We start from the raw sequence: 15838 nt of genomic DNA, 5'->3' as shown, positions 1-15838 counted from the left end.
TCTGGATAGAATCTATTCATAATGTGAATACTTCACATGCTATAATTTGAAAAATAATGATTGGAGTGACATTCTCAATAGTTATTTAGTTGATTAAAGGGGGAACAGATAATGAAAAAGAGCGCAAAAATTTTAGGAGTTGGTTTGACTACATCGCTTATGATGCTTGGCGTATTGGATTTAGCTGAAGCGACCTCAGCAGCCGAAGTCAAAGGATATACAATGTATCGTCTGTATAATCCAAATAATGGCGAACATTTTTATACCAAAAATACACAAGAGCAGCAGCAATTGGTTAGAGTAGGTTGGAAAGATGAAGGAATCGGTTGGTTTGCACCTTCAAAAGGGTCACCAGTCTATCGTTTGTATAACAAAAATGCAGGTGATCACCATTATACATTGAATCAATCTGAAAAGGATTCTTTAGTGAAAGTGGGGTGGAAAGACGAAGGGATTGGCTGGTATTCAGAAAACAGCCAAGGAGTAAAACTTTATCGTGCTTATAATACGAATGCCAAAGCAGGAAGTCATAATTACACATTAAATAGTGCAGAGCAAGCGATGTTGATCCAATCGGGTTGGAAAGATGAGGGAGTTGCTTGGTATGGGATGAAGACAGTAAAGCCAACTTTAACCGGTGCAAGTGATACGACTGTGGAGCAATCGGCGGAAAAATTCGATCCTTTAAAAGGAGTAGCAGCAAAAGATTTTCTAGGGAATAGCTTATCAATAAAAGTAAGTGGTTCAGTAGATTTAGCTAAACCAGGTGTCTATACGTTGACTTATAGTACGGTAGATGGTCAAAAAAATACGACGACAGTCACACGTAAGATCACCGTTAAAAAAGTAGAAAATCCATCAAATGAATTGAAGATCGTCAAAGAATCTGCTATTTCGAAATTAAATGAGTTCACACTAACGACTTCCCAAAAAAATCAATATATCAATCAAATCAAAGGTGCGAAAACAGTAGCGCAAGTGCACGAAGTAAGTGCAGCTGCTAAAACACAATCAGATAAAAATAGTGCGGCAACACAACAAGCGCAACAATTAGCCACTGCGAAAAAAGAGGCTATCACCAAGGTGAATGGATTGAATTTGACGGCTGCACAAAAAAACACGTATATCAATCAACTCAATAACGCGAAAAAAAGTGCCGATATCAAGAAAATAGTGACCAATGCACAAACGCAGTCTGATCAAAATACGAAAGCCGCACAACAAGCGCAACAATTGGCAGAAGCCAAAAGTGCTGGTAAAAATACAGTAGCCAATTTAAACTTGACGAATGCTCAAAAAACAAGCTACACCAATCAACTCGATGGGGCAACTTCAAGTGGACAAATTACTAAAATCGTATCGGAAGCAAAGACACAATCAGATAAAAATACAGCTGCAGCACAACAAGCCCAGCGCTTAGGGGATGCTAAAGCTTCAGGAATCGAAAAGTTAAGTCGTATGAACCTGACTAATGAACAAAAAACGACTTATACAATGCAATTGAATCAAGCAACATCAGTTGAACAAGTGAATCAAATCGTAGCGAATGCACAAGCACAATCTGATCAAAATGAGGCAGCGGCAAAACAAGAACAAGCGTTAAAAGCCGCAAAGAAAGAGGCGGTTACGAGCGTAAATGCAGTCAATTTTGACTATGCCAAAAAAGTAGCCTATACAGATCAAATCAATAATGCAAAATCGATTGCCCAAATCAATCAGCTGGTTGCTCAAGCTAAAGCACAAGAAAAATTATCCAGCGCACAAAATAATAGCTATGAAACTCTTTCTAAAACTCAAATCGCTCAAGCAGCACACTCATCTTTATTAAGAATACCTAAAATAGTTACTGATCAAAAATATGCAAACTTTACTACGATTTCACAAATCATCAACAATGAATATCGAACTAAAAATCAAACGATCGCAACAGTTTATGCTCAGCTAGAACAAAATCCGAAAAAAATATATATTGGACCAGAAAAATATAGTCAATTAACCGGTATAAAAGAAGTGAATAGACGTTATCGTGCGAGAATGCTACAAAATATCAACGAATATCGATTATTATTAGATCTCAAATCTTTACAAGCACCAGGAATCTCAGAAGATCAAAATGCGTATAGCTACGAACATGCGATGAACTCACATATAAAAATGAATCATACTTCTGATAAAGCGTTAGACAAACTTAGCTCACTGTTTCTTCATAATAATGGTAGTGGTGAAAATTTGTTTCCTCGACCTCTAGTAGGAGGACCTAATAAAGACGTGACACCAGAAGCTCTGGCAGATAGTTTCTTTAAACTGATTTTAGAAGAATATATATCTATTGACAATGATGATAAATGGGGACATCTGCGAAATGTTACTGAAGATTTTAATTGGTATACAGGCGGAATCTATATTGATAATTTTTTTATCAATCAAGTGGGTAATGCTATTTTTGGATTCTACACACAGTACGCTTATTCATTTGCTGCAGTAGATGATTTGTATAGATAAAACAAAACCACCGTTCGTATCTCGAACGGTGGTTTTTCATATTACGATTGAAATTGTGCGTGATACAAATCGTGATAGTAGCCTTTTTGTTCTAAAAGTTCTTCATGGCTTCCTTGTTCAACGATTTGACCAGAATCCATAACAAGGATCTTATCGGCATTGCGAATCGTGGATAGGCGATGTGCGATCACAAAACTAGTCCGACCATTCATCATTTCTAAAAAGGCCGATTGAATTTTCTTCTCGGTCAACGTATCGACCGAGCTTGTGGCTTCATCTAAAATCAACATCGTCGGTTGGCTGATCATCGTACGCGCGATCGTCAACAATTGACGTTGTCCGTCAGAGATTTTCAACCCTTGATGTCCAATCGGAGTATCTAATTTAAGCGGCAAACGTTCGACGAATTCATGCATATAAGTTTTCTTTAATGCATGTTCGATCAGTTCATCAGAAGCATTTGGATTACCGTACGTTAAGTTATCATAAAGGGTACCATCAAATAACCACGTTTCTTGTAAGACCATTCCAAAATCTTGGCGCAACTGATCACGATTCATTTGATCGATCGGTGTACCGTCAATTGAGATGGTACCTGCTGTAACTTCGTAAAAACGCATCAGTAAGTTGACCAATGTCGATTTTCCAGCACCCGTTTTCCCAACGATTGCGATCGTTTCGCCTGGTTTTGCGACAAAATTAAAATCTTGGATCAATGTTTGTTCAGGAACGTAGCTGAAGTCTACGTGATCAAAGGTGATCTCACCTTTTAAAGGCATCTCCATCTCTACGACAGGCTCAACACTTTCTTCTTGCTCTGCTAATAGATCAAACGTCCGACGCAAACCTGCTAAAGCGGTTTGGATCGGTGTGATCATCCCAGAGATCTCGATAAAAGGTTTTGTAAATTGACTTTCATAAATCGTAAAACTTGAAATGATCCCGATCGTCACCAGTGTATTGCCAGAAAGCATCAGATAAGCACCAACACCACCGACAGCCACATAGGCTAAATGATCCACGAAACGTGACAAGGGATTCGTTAAAGAAGAAGAGAACTGAGCTTTTTGTCCTTTGACATTTAATTCACCATTGATCGTTTCAAAATTGGTTTGATTGACTGCTTCACGATTGAAGGCTTTCACGATTTTTTGATTGCCCACCATTTCGGTGACAAAGCTCGACACATCACCTACGATACGTTGTTGAGAGGCAAAGTTGGCTTGCGATGCTTTTGCGACCGACCAGTTGACAAAGAAAATGATCGGTGTCGATAAAAGAACAACGATTGCTAGCGTCGTACTCATTCGAAACATTAAAAATAAAGCTAAGATCACGACCGAAACACCTGAAAACAGCTGATTAAAGACACTCGATACCGCTAAGGATACCGCGTCGATATCGTTAGTAAAACGAGAGACGATACTCCCGTGTGCCTCTTGGTCGTAATAACGTAGTGGCAGACGATTCAAATGTTCAAAGGCTTCTTCACGTAGATCTTTGGCTGCACCATAGGCCACTCGGTTACCTAAACGTTGGATCAACCATTGGCTAATCACATTGATCAGAATCAAGATCGCAAAGAAGATCAATTCACGTGTTAACCCACGGAAATCGACTTGTCCTTTGCCGATCATTTGATCGATCGCGCGCCCAATCTCTAAACTCATCAAGACTGCACTTAAACCATTAAAGATTCCAAGTAAGATGGCAAGTCCATTTTCTAATTTATATTTTCCTAAATAGGGAAGGAACTGGCGAAACGCCGTCCAATCGGTTTTTTTCGCATTCATTCCGTTTCCTCCTCTTGTGATGCAACGATTTCTTGATACTCAACAGATGTCGCCATCAATTCTTCGTGAGTTCCTTGAGCAAGCAACTCCCCACTATCCATCACTAAAATCTGTTCAGCTTGTTGGATCGATCGTACGCGTTGTGAAATGATGATGACAGTACCATTTAATTGTTGTAATGCTTTACGTAACAATAGATCCGTTTGATAATCTAAGGCGCTTAAGGAATCATCTAAAATCAAAATAGCTGGTTTCGCAATAATGGCGCGTGCGATCGTCAAGCGTTGACGCTGACCACCAGAGAAGTTTTTTCCGCCTTCAAAAATTTGAGTATCTAATCCGTCTTTCAAGCCTTCAACAAATTCACGTGCTTGCGCGATCGTCAATGCTTCCCAACATTCGTCATCCGTGGCATCTTTTTTCCCCCACTGCAAGTTCTCGCGGATCGTCCCGCTAAATAGCACTGCTGTTTGTGGCACCATAGTGATCTCACTGCGCAAGGTTTCTAATGTAAAATCGTGCACATCGATCCCATCCAGTAAGACTTGGCCACGACTTGTATCATAAAAACGTGGGATCAATTGGGTAACAGTCGATTTTCCACTCCCTGTAGGTCCAATAATCCCCACAGTCGTACCTGGTGTTACGGTAAAGTTGATCTGTTTTAGCGCAAGGCCATATTTTGGACCATAACGAAAATCGACCTCTTTAAATTCGACACCACCAGCTAAGCTCGTTTTGGCACTTGTATCTGTAGTCGATACGATACTTGGCTCAACACTCAAGATCTCTTTGACACGATTGGCAGAAGCTGCTGCACGAGTGAAGATCAAGACTAAGTTTGAGACAACGATCAATGCAAGTAACATTTGATTCATATAGTTGACTAAAGCAAGTAGTTCACCTTGTTCTAGATTTCCACTATTGACTTTAAGTCCACCTAGATAGAACAAAATAATGATCCCAAAGTTCATCAACATCGTAGTCGCAGGTGTTAATAAAGCAGAAAGATTCCCTACACGTAAATACACACGGTTTAGTGAATCAGTGGCTTCATTAAATTGTGTCGTTTGTTCTTTCGTACGTGAAAAGGCACGAATCACCCGAACTCCGCTTAAATTTTGGCTGACCAATTCATTTAAACGGTCCAAACGTTCTTGAACTTTTTTATATAACGGTACAGAGCGTGAGATGATCAAATATAAGATCACACAAAAAATCGGCAAGACGATCAAAAAGAGTAATCCAGTTTGCCAATCGATGTAGAACGCCATAATGATTGCACCGATACTTAAAAAAGGAGCACGAACGACTAACCGAATCAACATGGCAAGGGCCAGTTGCAATTGATTGATATCATTGGTCATACGAGTGATCAAGGTATCCGTACCAAATTGATTCAACTCATCATGTGATAATGTATTGATTTTTTTCATTAATTGATTCCGTAACTCCGTACCAAATCCTTGTGACGCAATCGAAGCATAATATTGACAAATAACAGCACAAACTAGCCCAATGACTGACATCGCGACCATCCAAAGGACCATGCGCATGACCTCGTTCCAATCATTTTGTCGAATCCCAGCATCGATCAAACGAGCCATCTGCAAAGGCAGGATCAATTCGAAGACAGCTTCTAAGAATTTAAAAAAGGGTCCTAGTATCAGCTGCTTGCGATAATTTCGCGCATGGGCGAACAATTCAAACATAAAAAACCTCCTAAAAATAAAGTTTTTCTTCTATTATAATAGTGCAATAGAAAAACGCTAATCTTAGTGTACTAAAAAATGTAAATAAAAGAAAGATTTCAACCTAGTTTGCATAAATACGGTTATGTTACGTTAAGATGTCAGTGACATGAAATAAATCTAAGAAAACCTGTTCATTGGTAATGACTGAAATCAAATACACAAAAACGTAATAATCTGTAAAAATTCTGTCATATATAGATGTGAAACATTGGGTATAATAGGAAACGTTAGAAATGAACCGGTATAAAATAACAAAGAGATATGAAATGAAAGGGGTCGGGCTGTTTGAAACGAAAACATTTGCTTGCGAGTGTAATTACGGTAATGGGGATTCAACTAATTGCACCAGCGATGATTCAAGCGGAATCATTAGACACGTTGAACCAACAAGAAGAACAAGTAACAAAACAAAGCCAAGAAATTAGTACGGAGGTTCAAGCAGCGTTAACAGAAGTCAACGACGCCTATCAACAAGTAACAAACTTACAAACACAGATTGCAGACAATCAAGAAAAGCTTGCGACGTTAACGACCGATATCCAAAAAACACAAGAAACCGTTCAAAAACGTAAAGCAGTTGTCGCAGAGCGCTTGAAAAGTATCCAAATCAATCAAGCAAGTGAAAGCAAACTTGAAATGTTGCTGAATGCAAAAAGTATCCAAGATTTCGTTAACGGAGTCTATGCCATTACGGTGATGCAACAATCTGAAAAAGCAACGATCGACAGTTTAAATGAAGCAACACAAAAACTTGAAGACTTGAAAGAAGACGCACAAACGACGCAAACAACACTTGAAGCCAATCAAGCAGAGTTAACCGATAAAGCACAAACACTTGATACAAAAGTCGCGGCGTTACAAACAGAACTAGCAGACAAGCAAGATCAACTTGCACAGATCGCAAGTAGCAAACTAGTAGAAGAATCAAGACTTAAAGCAGAAGCAGAACGTGCGGCTAAAGAAAAAGCAGAACAAGAAGCTCAAGCCAAAGCACAAGCAGAAGAAGCGCAAAAAGAACAAGCAGCAAAAGAAGCAGCTGCCCAAAAAGCTAGTGAAAAAGCTGCACAAGCAACAGCCGAAACTTCAAAAGAAGAAACAAAAACGGTAGCGACTGAAACAAAACCAACCGAAACACCAAAAGCCGAAACGAGTACGCCAACAGAGACACCTGCGACTGAAACGCCCGCAACAAACGGTAAAGTCGTGTATGTCCAAGCCACCGCATATTCTCGCGCAGAACCAGGCAGCTCGAATTTTACTTTTAACGGAATCGACTTGAGACAAAATCCTCAAGTGATCGCGGTAGATCCTTCAGTGATCCCAATTGGGTCGATCGTCAATGTTGAAGGATATGGTACAGCGATCGCCGCCGATACAGGTGGGGCGATCAAAGGCAATATCATCGACGTCCATTTCCCAACAGTGGAGCAATGTACAGCTTGGGGACGTAAATTCAATGTGAAAGTAACGATTTTAAATTAACGTAGACATGATACTAAAAAGTACCGGCCCATGTGGCCAGGTACTTTTTTCAAGCAATAAATGTGAAGAAAATATGAAAAAATAACGAAATATATTTTTCTTTTACCTAGCGAGTCAAAACCATCTTAAACTTCAAAGAAATTGATGACAAAAACCACTAAAATTCTAAAAATTTCCCAATATTCGAACAAAATACTTGAAAATCTATTTTTTTCGAAAAAGTTTTGACTTCTTTTGAATAATTCTGTAGTCTTATTGTGATTGTGTAAATTATGATTTACATAACATAGTAACACTAGAGTTGATACATAAATAAAAAAACACAGCAGATATAGGAGTGAAGCCCATCTTATGGCAAAAAATGTAAAATCTACTATTGGAGTAATCGCAGTTGGAATCGTAGCAGTCGGAGTGGTGGCAGTAGGATATAAAGTCAATGCGGACCGTCAAAATGAACAAAATGTGGATTATGTGATTTCACTGATCGATCAAGAGAAAAAACAATTACCAGAAGTCCAAAAACTAGTGGATGGCTTATACTCTTCTGACAAAAAAGTTTTTTTGAAAAAAGATTTAACGAAAGAACAAATCGACGTGGTGTCTAAAAAATTATCGGATATCAAAGCAGATAACAGTCGCTTAGATGTCAAAGATAAGAAACTAACGCAACAGATCGAAGCCTTTAATCAAAGTAAATCAGAATTAGGCGAACAAATCAGTATCGCCCAAAAGAAATTGGCTACACAAAATGCAACAACAGATCTATTTAGTGAACCGATTACCGATTGGGAAAAATTTGATGAGAATGCCTATATTAAAGCCGACATCAAAGACACAACCGTCAATAATGCCAAAGAGCAAATGAAAAACTTATCAGACGATGACTGGACTAAGATCTTGAATCAGTATTTAAAGAGTGCGACAGACCAAATCAATCAAATCAAATCGATTCGTAAAACGATCGAAGAATTATTGCCTAACGGTGTCATCAGCGAACAAGCAACAGCTGAAGCTCAGGCGAATCTGGTAGTCGAGATCGAAAAAGTGAAGAACCCAGAAGTTCAAGCAGAATTAGCGGCGTCAGCCACTGAAATCGCAAACCAATTGGCACTAGCTGCAGCACCTGTTGTCGAAAGTACAGTCGAACAAACTGTTGAAAGTACAGTTGAGAGTACGGTGGAATCGACGGAACCAGTTGTAGAAACACCAGAATCAACTTATGAAGAACCGGTGTATGTACCAGAAACACCAACGTATCAACAACCGACAACACCAAGTTATCAACAACCGGTAACACCAGTACAACCGACGACACCAAGTACGACGCCGTCATCACAAGCACCAGTAGAAACAACACCATCTTCTGAGACACCCACAAGTTCTCAAGGTGCAGCAGTAGATGGCGCAAAAGATACACAAGCAACTAATCAAGCTTCTTAATATTAGATCAAGTAACTATAAAAAGAATGGAGAAGAATCATGGCACGAAGAAGTAAAAAAAGTTCTCTTGGAAAAAAAATCATGTGGACGGTTTTTGGCATCGTGATTGCTCTTGTAGTAATTGTTGGTGGAGTAAGCGCGAAAGTATATTTTGATGTTAAAGGTGCAGCGGACAAAACCTATCATGAAGTTAATCGCAAAAATAAAATTGACCCAACTCGTGATGTTGAAGTAAAAGATGGCGATCCTTTTAGTATTTTATTAATGGGAATCGATACTGGAGATCTTGGACGAATTGATCAAGGTCGTTCAGATTCGATGATGTTTGTCGCGGTTAATCCAAGAAAAGAATCTACTCGTATTGTCAGCTTAGAACGCGATACCTATACTGAAATCGTGGGGCATGGAACACAAGATAAATTAAACCACGCTTACGCATTTGGTGGGCCGGCAATGTCTATGGATACAGTTGAAAAATTACTAAATGTACCAATCGATCATTATATTTCAATCGATATGGCTGGGATTCAAACAATCGTAGACGAAATCGGTGGAATTGAAGTTAACAATACACTTGAGTTTACTTATGAAGGATCAACATTTAAATACGGGAAAATTGAATTAAATGGCGAGGAAGCTTTGAAATATTCTCGTATGCGTTATGAGGATCCTCGTGGAGATTATGGTCGTCAAGAACGTCAACGAAAAGTTATTGCCGCAATTGCCGATAAAGCGATTGATATTAATAATGTGACTAGATATAAGAGTATACTAGATTCATTAGGAGATGCTATTCAAACTGATTTGAGTTTCGACGAAATGGTAAGCTTAGCTCAAAAATATCGTGATTCGTTCAGAAAAATTGAGATGGATCAATTACAAGGTGAAGGCTTCATGAAAGATGGAGTATCTTATCAAGAAGTTTCTCAAGCTGAACGTGATCGTGTCAAAAAAGAATTAGATAAGCAATTAGATATTATGGAATAATTCAATTAAGAGGAGAACGTTAAAAAATGGACCAAACATATAATTTAAACCAACTTTTTTCTATTTTATTAAAAAGAATTAAAATGATAATTTTTTGGGGATTAGTTGGCATAGGAGTTTCTGCAGCAATAACTTTCTTTGTTATTACGCCGAAATATAGTTCACAAGCGCAACTAGTTGTTACACTACCTCAAACTGAAAATACGAATGTAAATGATGTAAATAGTAATCTTCAAATGATTAATACGTATAAAGATTTTATAGTAAGTGATTTAGTTTTAAATCAAGTAGAAAATAGACTTAAAAGTGACTACAATATGAAAATGAGTCCAGAAGAGATAAAAGATTCCATTTCGATTGCTCAAAACCAAAATTCGCAGATGTTTTCAATTATATCATTAAGTCAAAATGCTAAATCTGCAGCAAACATTGCGAATACAGTAGCAAATATTTTTAAAGAAAACGCAAAAGATGTATTGAATGTAGATCGTATAACAATTATTTCAAATGCAGTAGTGGATACTGATCCTGTTTCACCTAATCATAAGTTATTTTTAATTTTTGGAATGTTGGTTGGTATAGGCTTAGGGATGGTATTTGCGATGATTGCTGAATTGATGGATCGAACTGTTAAGGATTCACAATTTATTGTAGAAGAATTAGGATTTACAATTTTAGGTACAGTACCAGAAGTCTCAGAAAAAGATATTGCAAATTATATTAAAAAAGCTAAAAATTTAGCTGCTACGCAGTTAAGTACTAGGAAAGCAACGACAAGCGAAAATATAGTTAACGAAAACCTTGTAGAAGAAAAAAATACAAAATCAACTAGAAGAAATCGTTCAAGAATATAGGAGGACAAGAAATAATGGCAAAAAAACAAAAAAAGAATAAACGAAATAAAGAAACGACAAATCCAGTAGCATTAATTACATTAATGGATCAATCATCTCCTATTTCAGAACAATATCGAACAATTCGTACAAATATTCGTTTTGCTTCTTCTTCAGATCATGAGATAAAAACAGTAGTAATTACCTCGTCTGGACCTGGTGAAGGGAAATCAACAACTTCAGCAAACTTATCGGTAGTTTTTGCAAATTCTGGTCAAAGAGTATTATTAATTGATGCTGATTTACGCAAACCTACAGTGCATAAAACATTTAATTTAATAAATAATGCTGGATTTAGTAACTTGTTAAGTACAAAAGAAAAGCTTGTCAATTTAGTTCAAGAAACAACGGTTCCAAATTTGCATGTGCTAACGAGCGGACCTAAAGCACCAAATCCTTCAGAGTTACTAGGTTCATCACGTATGGAGCAAGTATTACAAGAGTTAAGAGAAGAATATGATTTTGTCATTTTTGATATGCCTCCAATTGTAGCAGTAACTGACGCACAAATTATGTCATCAAAGGTAGATGGTACATTAATGGTTATTCGTGAAGATGTTTCTAGAAAAGAATCACTTTATAAAGCACGTGATTTATTAGGTATGGTAAATGCTAATGTATTAGGTGCTGTATATCATGGTGCAAAAAATGCAACAGATCAAGGATATTACTATTACGGATCATAAAATAGAAAGCGGAGTGTTAAAATGATTGATTTACATTGTCATATTTTACCAGGAATCGATGATGGTGCAGAAAATTTAGATGCAAGTATTGCAATGGCTGAAAAAGCAATAGATCAGGGAATTACGCATGTTTTATGTACGCCACATCACAATAATGGTAAGTATACGAATCCTAAAATATCAATTATTGAACAAGTGGCAAATTTACAAGCAGAACTTGATAAGCGTAATTTGCCATTAACGCTTTTTGAAGGTCAAGAAGTTCGTATTACAGGTACACTGATAGATGAAATTAAAAATGATCGAATTTTGTTTACAGATATTGAAGATAGATACATTTTAATCGAGTTTCCTACATTAGATATTCCAGCCTATACAGAGCAATTATTTTTTGAACTTCGTGGAATGCGTAAAGTACCTATTATTGTTCATCCCGAGCGTAATGCTAAATTTAGAGAGAATCCTAATTTATTGATACCTTTTTTAGATATGGGATGTTTAGCACAGCTTACCGCACCAAGCTATATAGGTGTGTTTGGTAAATCAATTCAAAGAACAGCAAAAATAATGGTTGAACATAACTTAGTTCAGATGGTTGCTTCAGATGCCCATGGTGTACATAAACGTAATTTTTATCTTAAAGAAGCGTATAAAAAAATTCAAAAAGATTTTGGTAAAGAAGTTGTTACTGAAATGCAGCAAGTTGCAAAAGATATCGTAAATGGTGATTCTATAATTTACCCTAGTCATAGTGAATTGAAAATGAAAAAGTTTGGTTGGTTTTAAGGAGATGAAAAAAATGGAAGAATCTAAGATAAGTGTTCCTAAAATTGATATAGTTAATCAGATCAATACAGAGTTATTTCAATCTATAAATTTAGAAAAATTATACGCAAAAAGAACTACTTTTTTTATGAAGCGTGTATTAGATGTAGTAGGTAGTTTTTTTGGATTGATTATTGCAGGAATTATTATTTTATTTGTTGCATTTTTAATGAAGATTGAGGAACCTAAAGGTCCAATTTTCTTTTCTCAAATTCGTGTAGGGAAAAATGGTAAACCTTTTAAAATGTACAAAATTAGATCTATGTGCATAGATGCAGAAGAAAAGTTAGCAGAATTATTAAGCCTTAATGAAATAGAAGGTGCTATGTTCAAAATGAAAGATGATCCTCGAATTACCAAAATTGGTAAATTCATTCGCAAAACTAGTATTGATGAACTTCCCCAGTTGTGGAATGTTTTAAAAGGGGATATGAGTTTAGTTGGCCCAAGACCACCGTTAGTCAGAGAAGTAGAACATTATACGGAACATGATAAAGAGCGTCTATTTGTAAAACCTGGATGCACTGGTTTATGGCAAGTAAGTGGACGTAATAGTCTCAGTTTTAATCAAATGGTAAATTTAGATATCAAATATATAGAAAATTTAAGTTTAAAAAATGATACTGTAATTATTTTTAAAACTGTATTGATGATGATCAAACCGAATGGAGCTTATTAATTTATGAAGAAAGATATAAAAATTTGTTTAGTTGGATCCAGTGGAGGGCATCTGACACATCTTTATTTGTTAAAAGATTTTTGGGAAGAATATGATAGATTTTGGGTTACTTTCGATAAAGATGATGCAAATAGTGTCTTAGAATACGAGAAAAAATATTATTGTTATTTTCCTACAAATAGAAACATAAAAAATTTATTCAAAAATACTATGTTAGCAATAAAAGTATTGAAAAAAGAAAAACCGGATTTGATAATTTCTTCAGGAGCTGCTGTAGCTGTACCATTTTTTTATATAGGAAAATTATTTGGTGCAAAGACAGTTTATCTGGAAGTTTTTGATAGAATTGACTCTCCGACACTTACGGGTAAACTAGTAAAACCAGTAACAGATAAATTTCTAGTTCAATGGGAGGAATTGGAAAAAATATATAAAAATTCAAAAAATATAGGTGGGATATTTTAGTGATATTTATTACAGTTGGTACACATGAACAACAATTTAATAGGCTTTTAAAAAAAATAGATGAAATTAGTGCGAGCATGCCGGATGTAGAGTTTTTCGTTCAAACTGGTTATTCAGATTATAAACTTAAAAATTGTAACTATAGAAAATTTTTAAATTATAAAGAAATGAATGAATTTATAGAAAATGCTGATTTAATAATCACACATGGAGGGCCGTCAAGTTTTTTTAGTGTGCTATTAAAAAATAAGCCTTTAATTGTTGTCCCTAGAAAATTTGAATATGGAGAACATGTTAATAATCATCAACTTGAATTCCTTAAAAATATAAATGATAAGGGTTATAATATAGAGTTTATAGAAAATTTAGATTATCTTGAAGAAAAAATTACTAAGAATACAAGCTCTAAAATATTCAAATCTAACCATAAAATATTCATTGCTAATTTTAGAAAGGAAGTAGAATCATTATTATGAGTAAAGAGCATAGCGAGTATAAGTTATGCATCATAATACCTACTTATAACTCATCTAAAAATATAAAAAAGATGCTTGAATCTATAGATTTAGAAAATAATCAATTCATTAAAGTTATCATAGTTGATGATAACTCTAACATGGAAGAATTCTTAGAAACTCTTGATATAGCTAGAAATTATCCCCAAAAACAAATAGAAATTGTAAAAAATAATAGTCTTAATAAAGGAGCTGGATCATGTAGAAATATAGGATTGAGACTTTCGAAAGAAGATTGGGTTATTTTTGCTGACAGTGATGATCATTTTATTCCAGGATATAACGAGATTATATTCCCTTTTTTACATACAAATTTTGATATGATTTATTTCTTACCAACTTCTACCGATGAGAATAATAATGTAGGTAATCGGCACGACGGTTATGCTGAATATTTTTCGGATTATTTTCATCAGAAGAATGATTTGTCTTTAAGGTATAAGCTACCAGTTGTTTGGTCTAGAATATATAATAGAAATTTTTTATTTGATAATAGTATTATTTTTGAAGAAACTATTGTAAGTAATGACAGAATGTTTGCAGCAAAATCTGGTTATTTAGCCAGAAAAATCTTTGTGTCTAATGAAATTATTTATAGTTGGGACTATAACAATAATAGTTTAACGACAAAAATGAGTAAAGAAAGGTTTTTAGTTAATTTGTTTGTAAATATTCGTGTTAATAGTTTTTATAAAAAGAATTTAACATCCAAAGAATTTTCTAATGTTAAAGAGACAATTACAAAGTTTTTTGCTTTATCATTAATAAGATATAGATTTGGACTTCGTTTTTCATTTAAAATTTTATTTTTAGGATTAAAGAATGGCATGTCTTTAGTGCGCTTTAAAGATTTTGAAAGAATACGTAATTTTTTTAAAAATAACAATATGTATAAGAGAAGTGAATAAAATGACGAACAAATATGCGTACTATAATTTTTTTGATAAGTCTAGACGTTTTTTTAAAAGTGAATACTTACATAATAGATTTCATGAGAAAATACTAAACAGCCTAGAGTCAAAATGTGCAAAAATAATAAATGATTATCAAAATACTGATTTATATTTGAATAATAGTAGTATTTTTAAAGAAGAAATTGCTTGGATGATGTGGTGGCAAGGAGAAACACAATTTCCTCCACTAGTTAAAAAGTGTTTTGAGAACAATAAAAAATATTTAGACAATATAATTGTTATTACTGAACAAAATTATTTAGAATATATTGATATACCGGAAAGTATTTTGGATAAAGTATCGAAAGGAATTATTTCTTTAACACAGTTATCCGATATTATTAGAGTTAATTTATTATATAAATATGGTGGCTTATGGTTGGATGCTACAATATTTCTAAATGATTTTAATTTTGTTGAAATATCGGAAAAAAAATATTGGACATTAAGCGGCTATGATTTTTTTAAAGGTAAATATGTTTCGAAAGGCCGTTGGAGAGGTTTTATACAGTATTCAAATAGTAATTTGGTTGTACAATCTTTTATGGTAGATATGTTTAATTATTATTGGGAAATTGAGAATGAATTAATTAATTTTTTTCTTATAGACTATTTTTATGCTATTGCTTATAAATATAATATTGGTAAGTTTCAAGAAATGATTGATAATATTGAGCCCTGTGGAAAAGATGTTTATAAATTAGATGAGCATTTAATGGCTAATATTCCTGTTGATATCGATAATTTGTCATCTAATGTTTTCAAGTTAAATTTGAAACACGACTATTTAAAGTATAATAAAGATGAAAATTCTTTTTTTAAAGTATTTTTACAGCGATAAATTAGATTAAGGAGTAGTACACA

At 34.9% G+C, this 15838-nt stretch carries 14 protein-coding genes; 12 read left to right on the top strand and 2 right to left on the bottom strand.

Annotated elements, in window-relative coordinates:
* Positions 1-111: 111 nt before the first annotated feature.
* Complete coding sequence (locus I573_RS01225; RefSeq protein ID WP_016184744.1) at positions 112-2502, top strand: immunoglobulin-like domain-containing protein; 2391 nt, start codon at positions 112-114, stop codon at positions 2500-2502.
* 41 nt (positions 2503-2543) lie between these two features.
* Here the strand turns inward: I573_RS01225 and I573_RS01220 are convergent, their stop codons facing one another.
* Together I573_RS01220 and I573_RS01215 are read right to left on the bottom strand one after the other, a co-directional pair.
* Positions 2544-4295, bottom strand: coding sequence for an ABC transporter ATP-binding protein (locus tag I573_RS01220; RefSeq protein ID WP_016184743.1), 1752 nt, complete (start codon positions 4293-4295; stop codon positions 2544-2546).
* A complete protein-coding gene (locus I573_RS01215) occupies positions 4292-6007 on the bottom strand; it encodes an ABC transporter ATP-binding protein (RefSeq protein WP_016184742.1) in 1716 nt (571 codons plus the stop codon). Before I573_RS01215 ends, I573_RS01220 begins: the two co-directional genes overlap by 4 nt.
* Positions 6008-6334: 327 nt before the next feature.
* Here I573_RS01215 and I573_RS01210 point away from each other — a divergent pair, with 327 nt between their 5' ends.
* From I573_RS01210 to I573_RS01160, 11 genes are all read left to right on the top strand, one after another.
* The gene (locus I573_RS01210) at positions 6335-7531 is read left to right on the top strand and encodes a 3D domain-containing protein (RefSeq protein ID WP_016184741.1); all 1197 of its coding nucleotides are present in this window, start codon (positions 6335-6337) and stop codon (positions 7529-7531) included.
* Positions 7532-7882: 351 nt separating this feature from the next.
* Positions 7883-8971, top strand: coding sequence for a hypothetical protein (locus I573_RS01205; protein ID WP_016184740.1), 1089 nt, complete (start codon positions 7883-7885; stop codon positions 8969-8971).
* 39 nt (positions 8972-9010) lie between these two features.
* A complete protein-coding gene (locus I573_RS01200) occupies positions 9011-9958 on the top strand; it encodes an LCP family glycopolymer transferase (protein WP_016184739.1) in 948 nt (315 codons plus the stop codon).
* A 26-nt stretch (positions 9959-9984) separates the two neighbouring features.
* The gene (locus tag I573_RS01195) at positions 9985-10812 is read left to right on the top strand and encodes a YveK family protein (protein ID WP_016184738.1); all 828 of its coding nucleotides are present in this window, start codon (positions 9985-9987) and stop codon (positions 10810-10812) included.
* Between the two features lie 14 nt (positions 10813-10826).
* Entirely contained in the window at positions 10827-11537 is a 711-nt protein-coding gene (locus I573_RS01190; protein WP_016184737.1) for a CpsD/CapB family tyrosine-protein kinase, read from the top strand.
* A gap of 21 nt (positions 11538-11558) precedes the next feature.
* A complete protein-coding gene (locus I573_RS01185; RefSeq protein ID WP_016184736.1) occupies positions 11559-12323 on the top strand; it encodes a tyrosine-protein phosphatase in 765 nt (254 codons plus the stop codon).
* Positions 12324-12336: 13 nt separating this feature from the next.
* The gene (locus I573_RS01180) at positions 12337-13041 is read left to right on the top strand and encodes a sugar transferase (RefSeq protein WP_016184735.1); all 705 of its coding nucleotides are present in this window, start codon (positions 12337-12339) and stop codon (positions 13039-13041) included.
* Positions 13042-13056: 15 nt separating this feature from the next.
* Complete coding sequence (gene pssD / locus I573_RS01175) at positions 13057-13506, top strand: PssD/Cps14F family polysaccharide biosynthesis glycosyltransferase (RefSeq protein WP_211213387.1); 450 nt, start codon at positions 13057-13059, stop codon at positions 13504-13506.
* On the top strand, positions 13506-13982 hold the full coding sequence (gene pssE / locus I573_RS01170) for a PssE/Cps14G family polysaccharide biosynthesis glycosyltransferase (protein ID WP_016184733.1): 477 nt from the start codon (positions 13506-13508) through the stop codon (positions 13980-13982). The genes pssD and pssE overlap by 1 nt, the downstream gene beginning before the upstream one ends.
* Entirely contained in the window at positions 13979-14929 is a 951-nt protein-coding gene (locus tag I573_RS01165) for a glycosyltransferase family 2 protein (protein WP_016184732.1), read from the top strand. The genes pssE and I573_RS01165 overlap by 4 nt, the downstream gene beginning before the upstream one ends.
* A 1-nt stretch (position 14930) precedes the next feature.
* Positions 14931-15815 carry a capsular polysaccharide synthesis protein gene (locus I573_RS01160; RefSeq protein WP_016184731.1) on the top strand — a complete coding sequence of 295 codons (885 nt, stop codon included), beginning with the start codon at positions 14931-14933 and terminating at the stop codon, positions 15813-15815.
* Positions 15816-15838 lie beyond the last annotated feature (23 nt).

Origin of the sequence: Enterococcus sulfureus ATCC 49903 (genome assembly GCF_000407605.1) — a bacterium.
In the GTDB taxonomy this organism is placed as follows: domain Bacteria; phylum Bacillota; class Bacilli; order Lactobacillales; family Enterococcaceae; genus Enterococcus_G; species Enterococcus_G sulfureus.
This window is presented reverse-complemented; position numbering and strand designations above follow the sequence as displayed.

What these genes read in the sequence shown, in the direction of transcription:
- I573_RS01225 (WP_016184744.1), top strand. Translation starts at nt 112, where the DNA reads ATGAAAAAGAGCGCAAAAATTTTAGGAGTTGGTTTGACTACATCGCTT.
- I573_RS01220 (WP_016184743.1), bottom strand. Translation starts at nt 4,295, where the DNA reads ATGAATGCGAAAAAAACCGATTGGACGGCGTTTCGCCAGTTCCTTCCC.
- I573_RS01215 (WP_016184742.1), bottom strand. Translation starts at nt 6,007, where the DNA reads ATGTTTGAATTGTTCGCCCATGCGCGAAATTATCGCAAGCAGCTGATA.
- I573_RS01205 (WP_016184740.1), top strand. Translation starts at nt 7,883, where the DNA reads ATGGCAAAAAATGTAAAATCTACTATTGGAGTAATCGCAGTTGGAATC.
- I573_RS01200 (WP_016184739.1), top strand. Translation starts at nt 9,011, where the DNA reads ATGGCACGAAGAAGTAAAAAAAGTTCTCTTGGAAAAAAAATCATGTGG.
- I573_RS01195 (WP_016184738.1), top strand. Translation starts at nt 9,985, where the DNA reads ATGGACCAAACATATAATTTAAACCAACTTTTTTCTATTTTATTAAAA.
- I573_RS01190 (WP_016184737.1), top strand. Translation starts at nt 10,827, where the DNA reads ATGGCAAAAAAACAAAAAAAGAATAAACGAAATAAAGAAACGACAAAT.
- I573_RS01185 (WP_016184736.1), top strand. Translation starts at nt 11,559, where the DNA reads ATGATTGATTTACATTGTCATATTTTACCAGGAATCGATGATGGTGCA.
- I573_RS01180 (WP_016184735.1), top strand. Translation starts at nt 12,337, where the DNA reads ATGGAAGAATCTAAGATAAGTGTTCCTAAAATTGATATAGTTAATCAG.
- I573_RS01165 (WP_016184732.1), top strand. Translation starts at nt 13,979, where the DNA reads ATGAGTAAAGAGCATAGCGAGTATAAGTTATGCATCATAATACCTACT.
- I573_RS01160 (WP_016184731.1), top strand. Translation starts at nt 14,931, where the DNA reads ATGACGAACAAATATGCGTACTATAATTTTTTTGATAAGTCTAGACGT.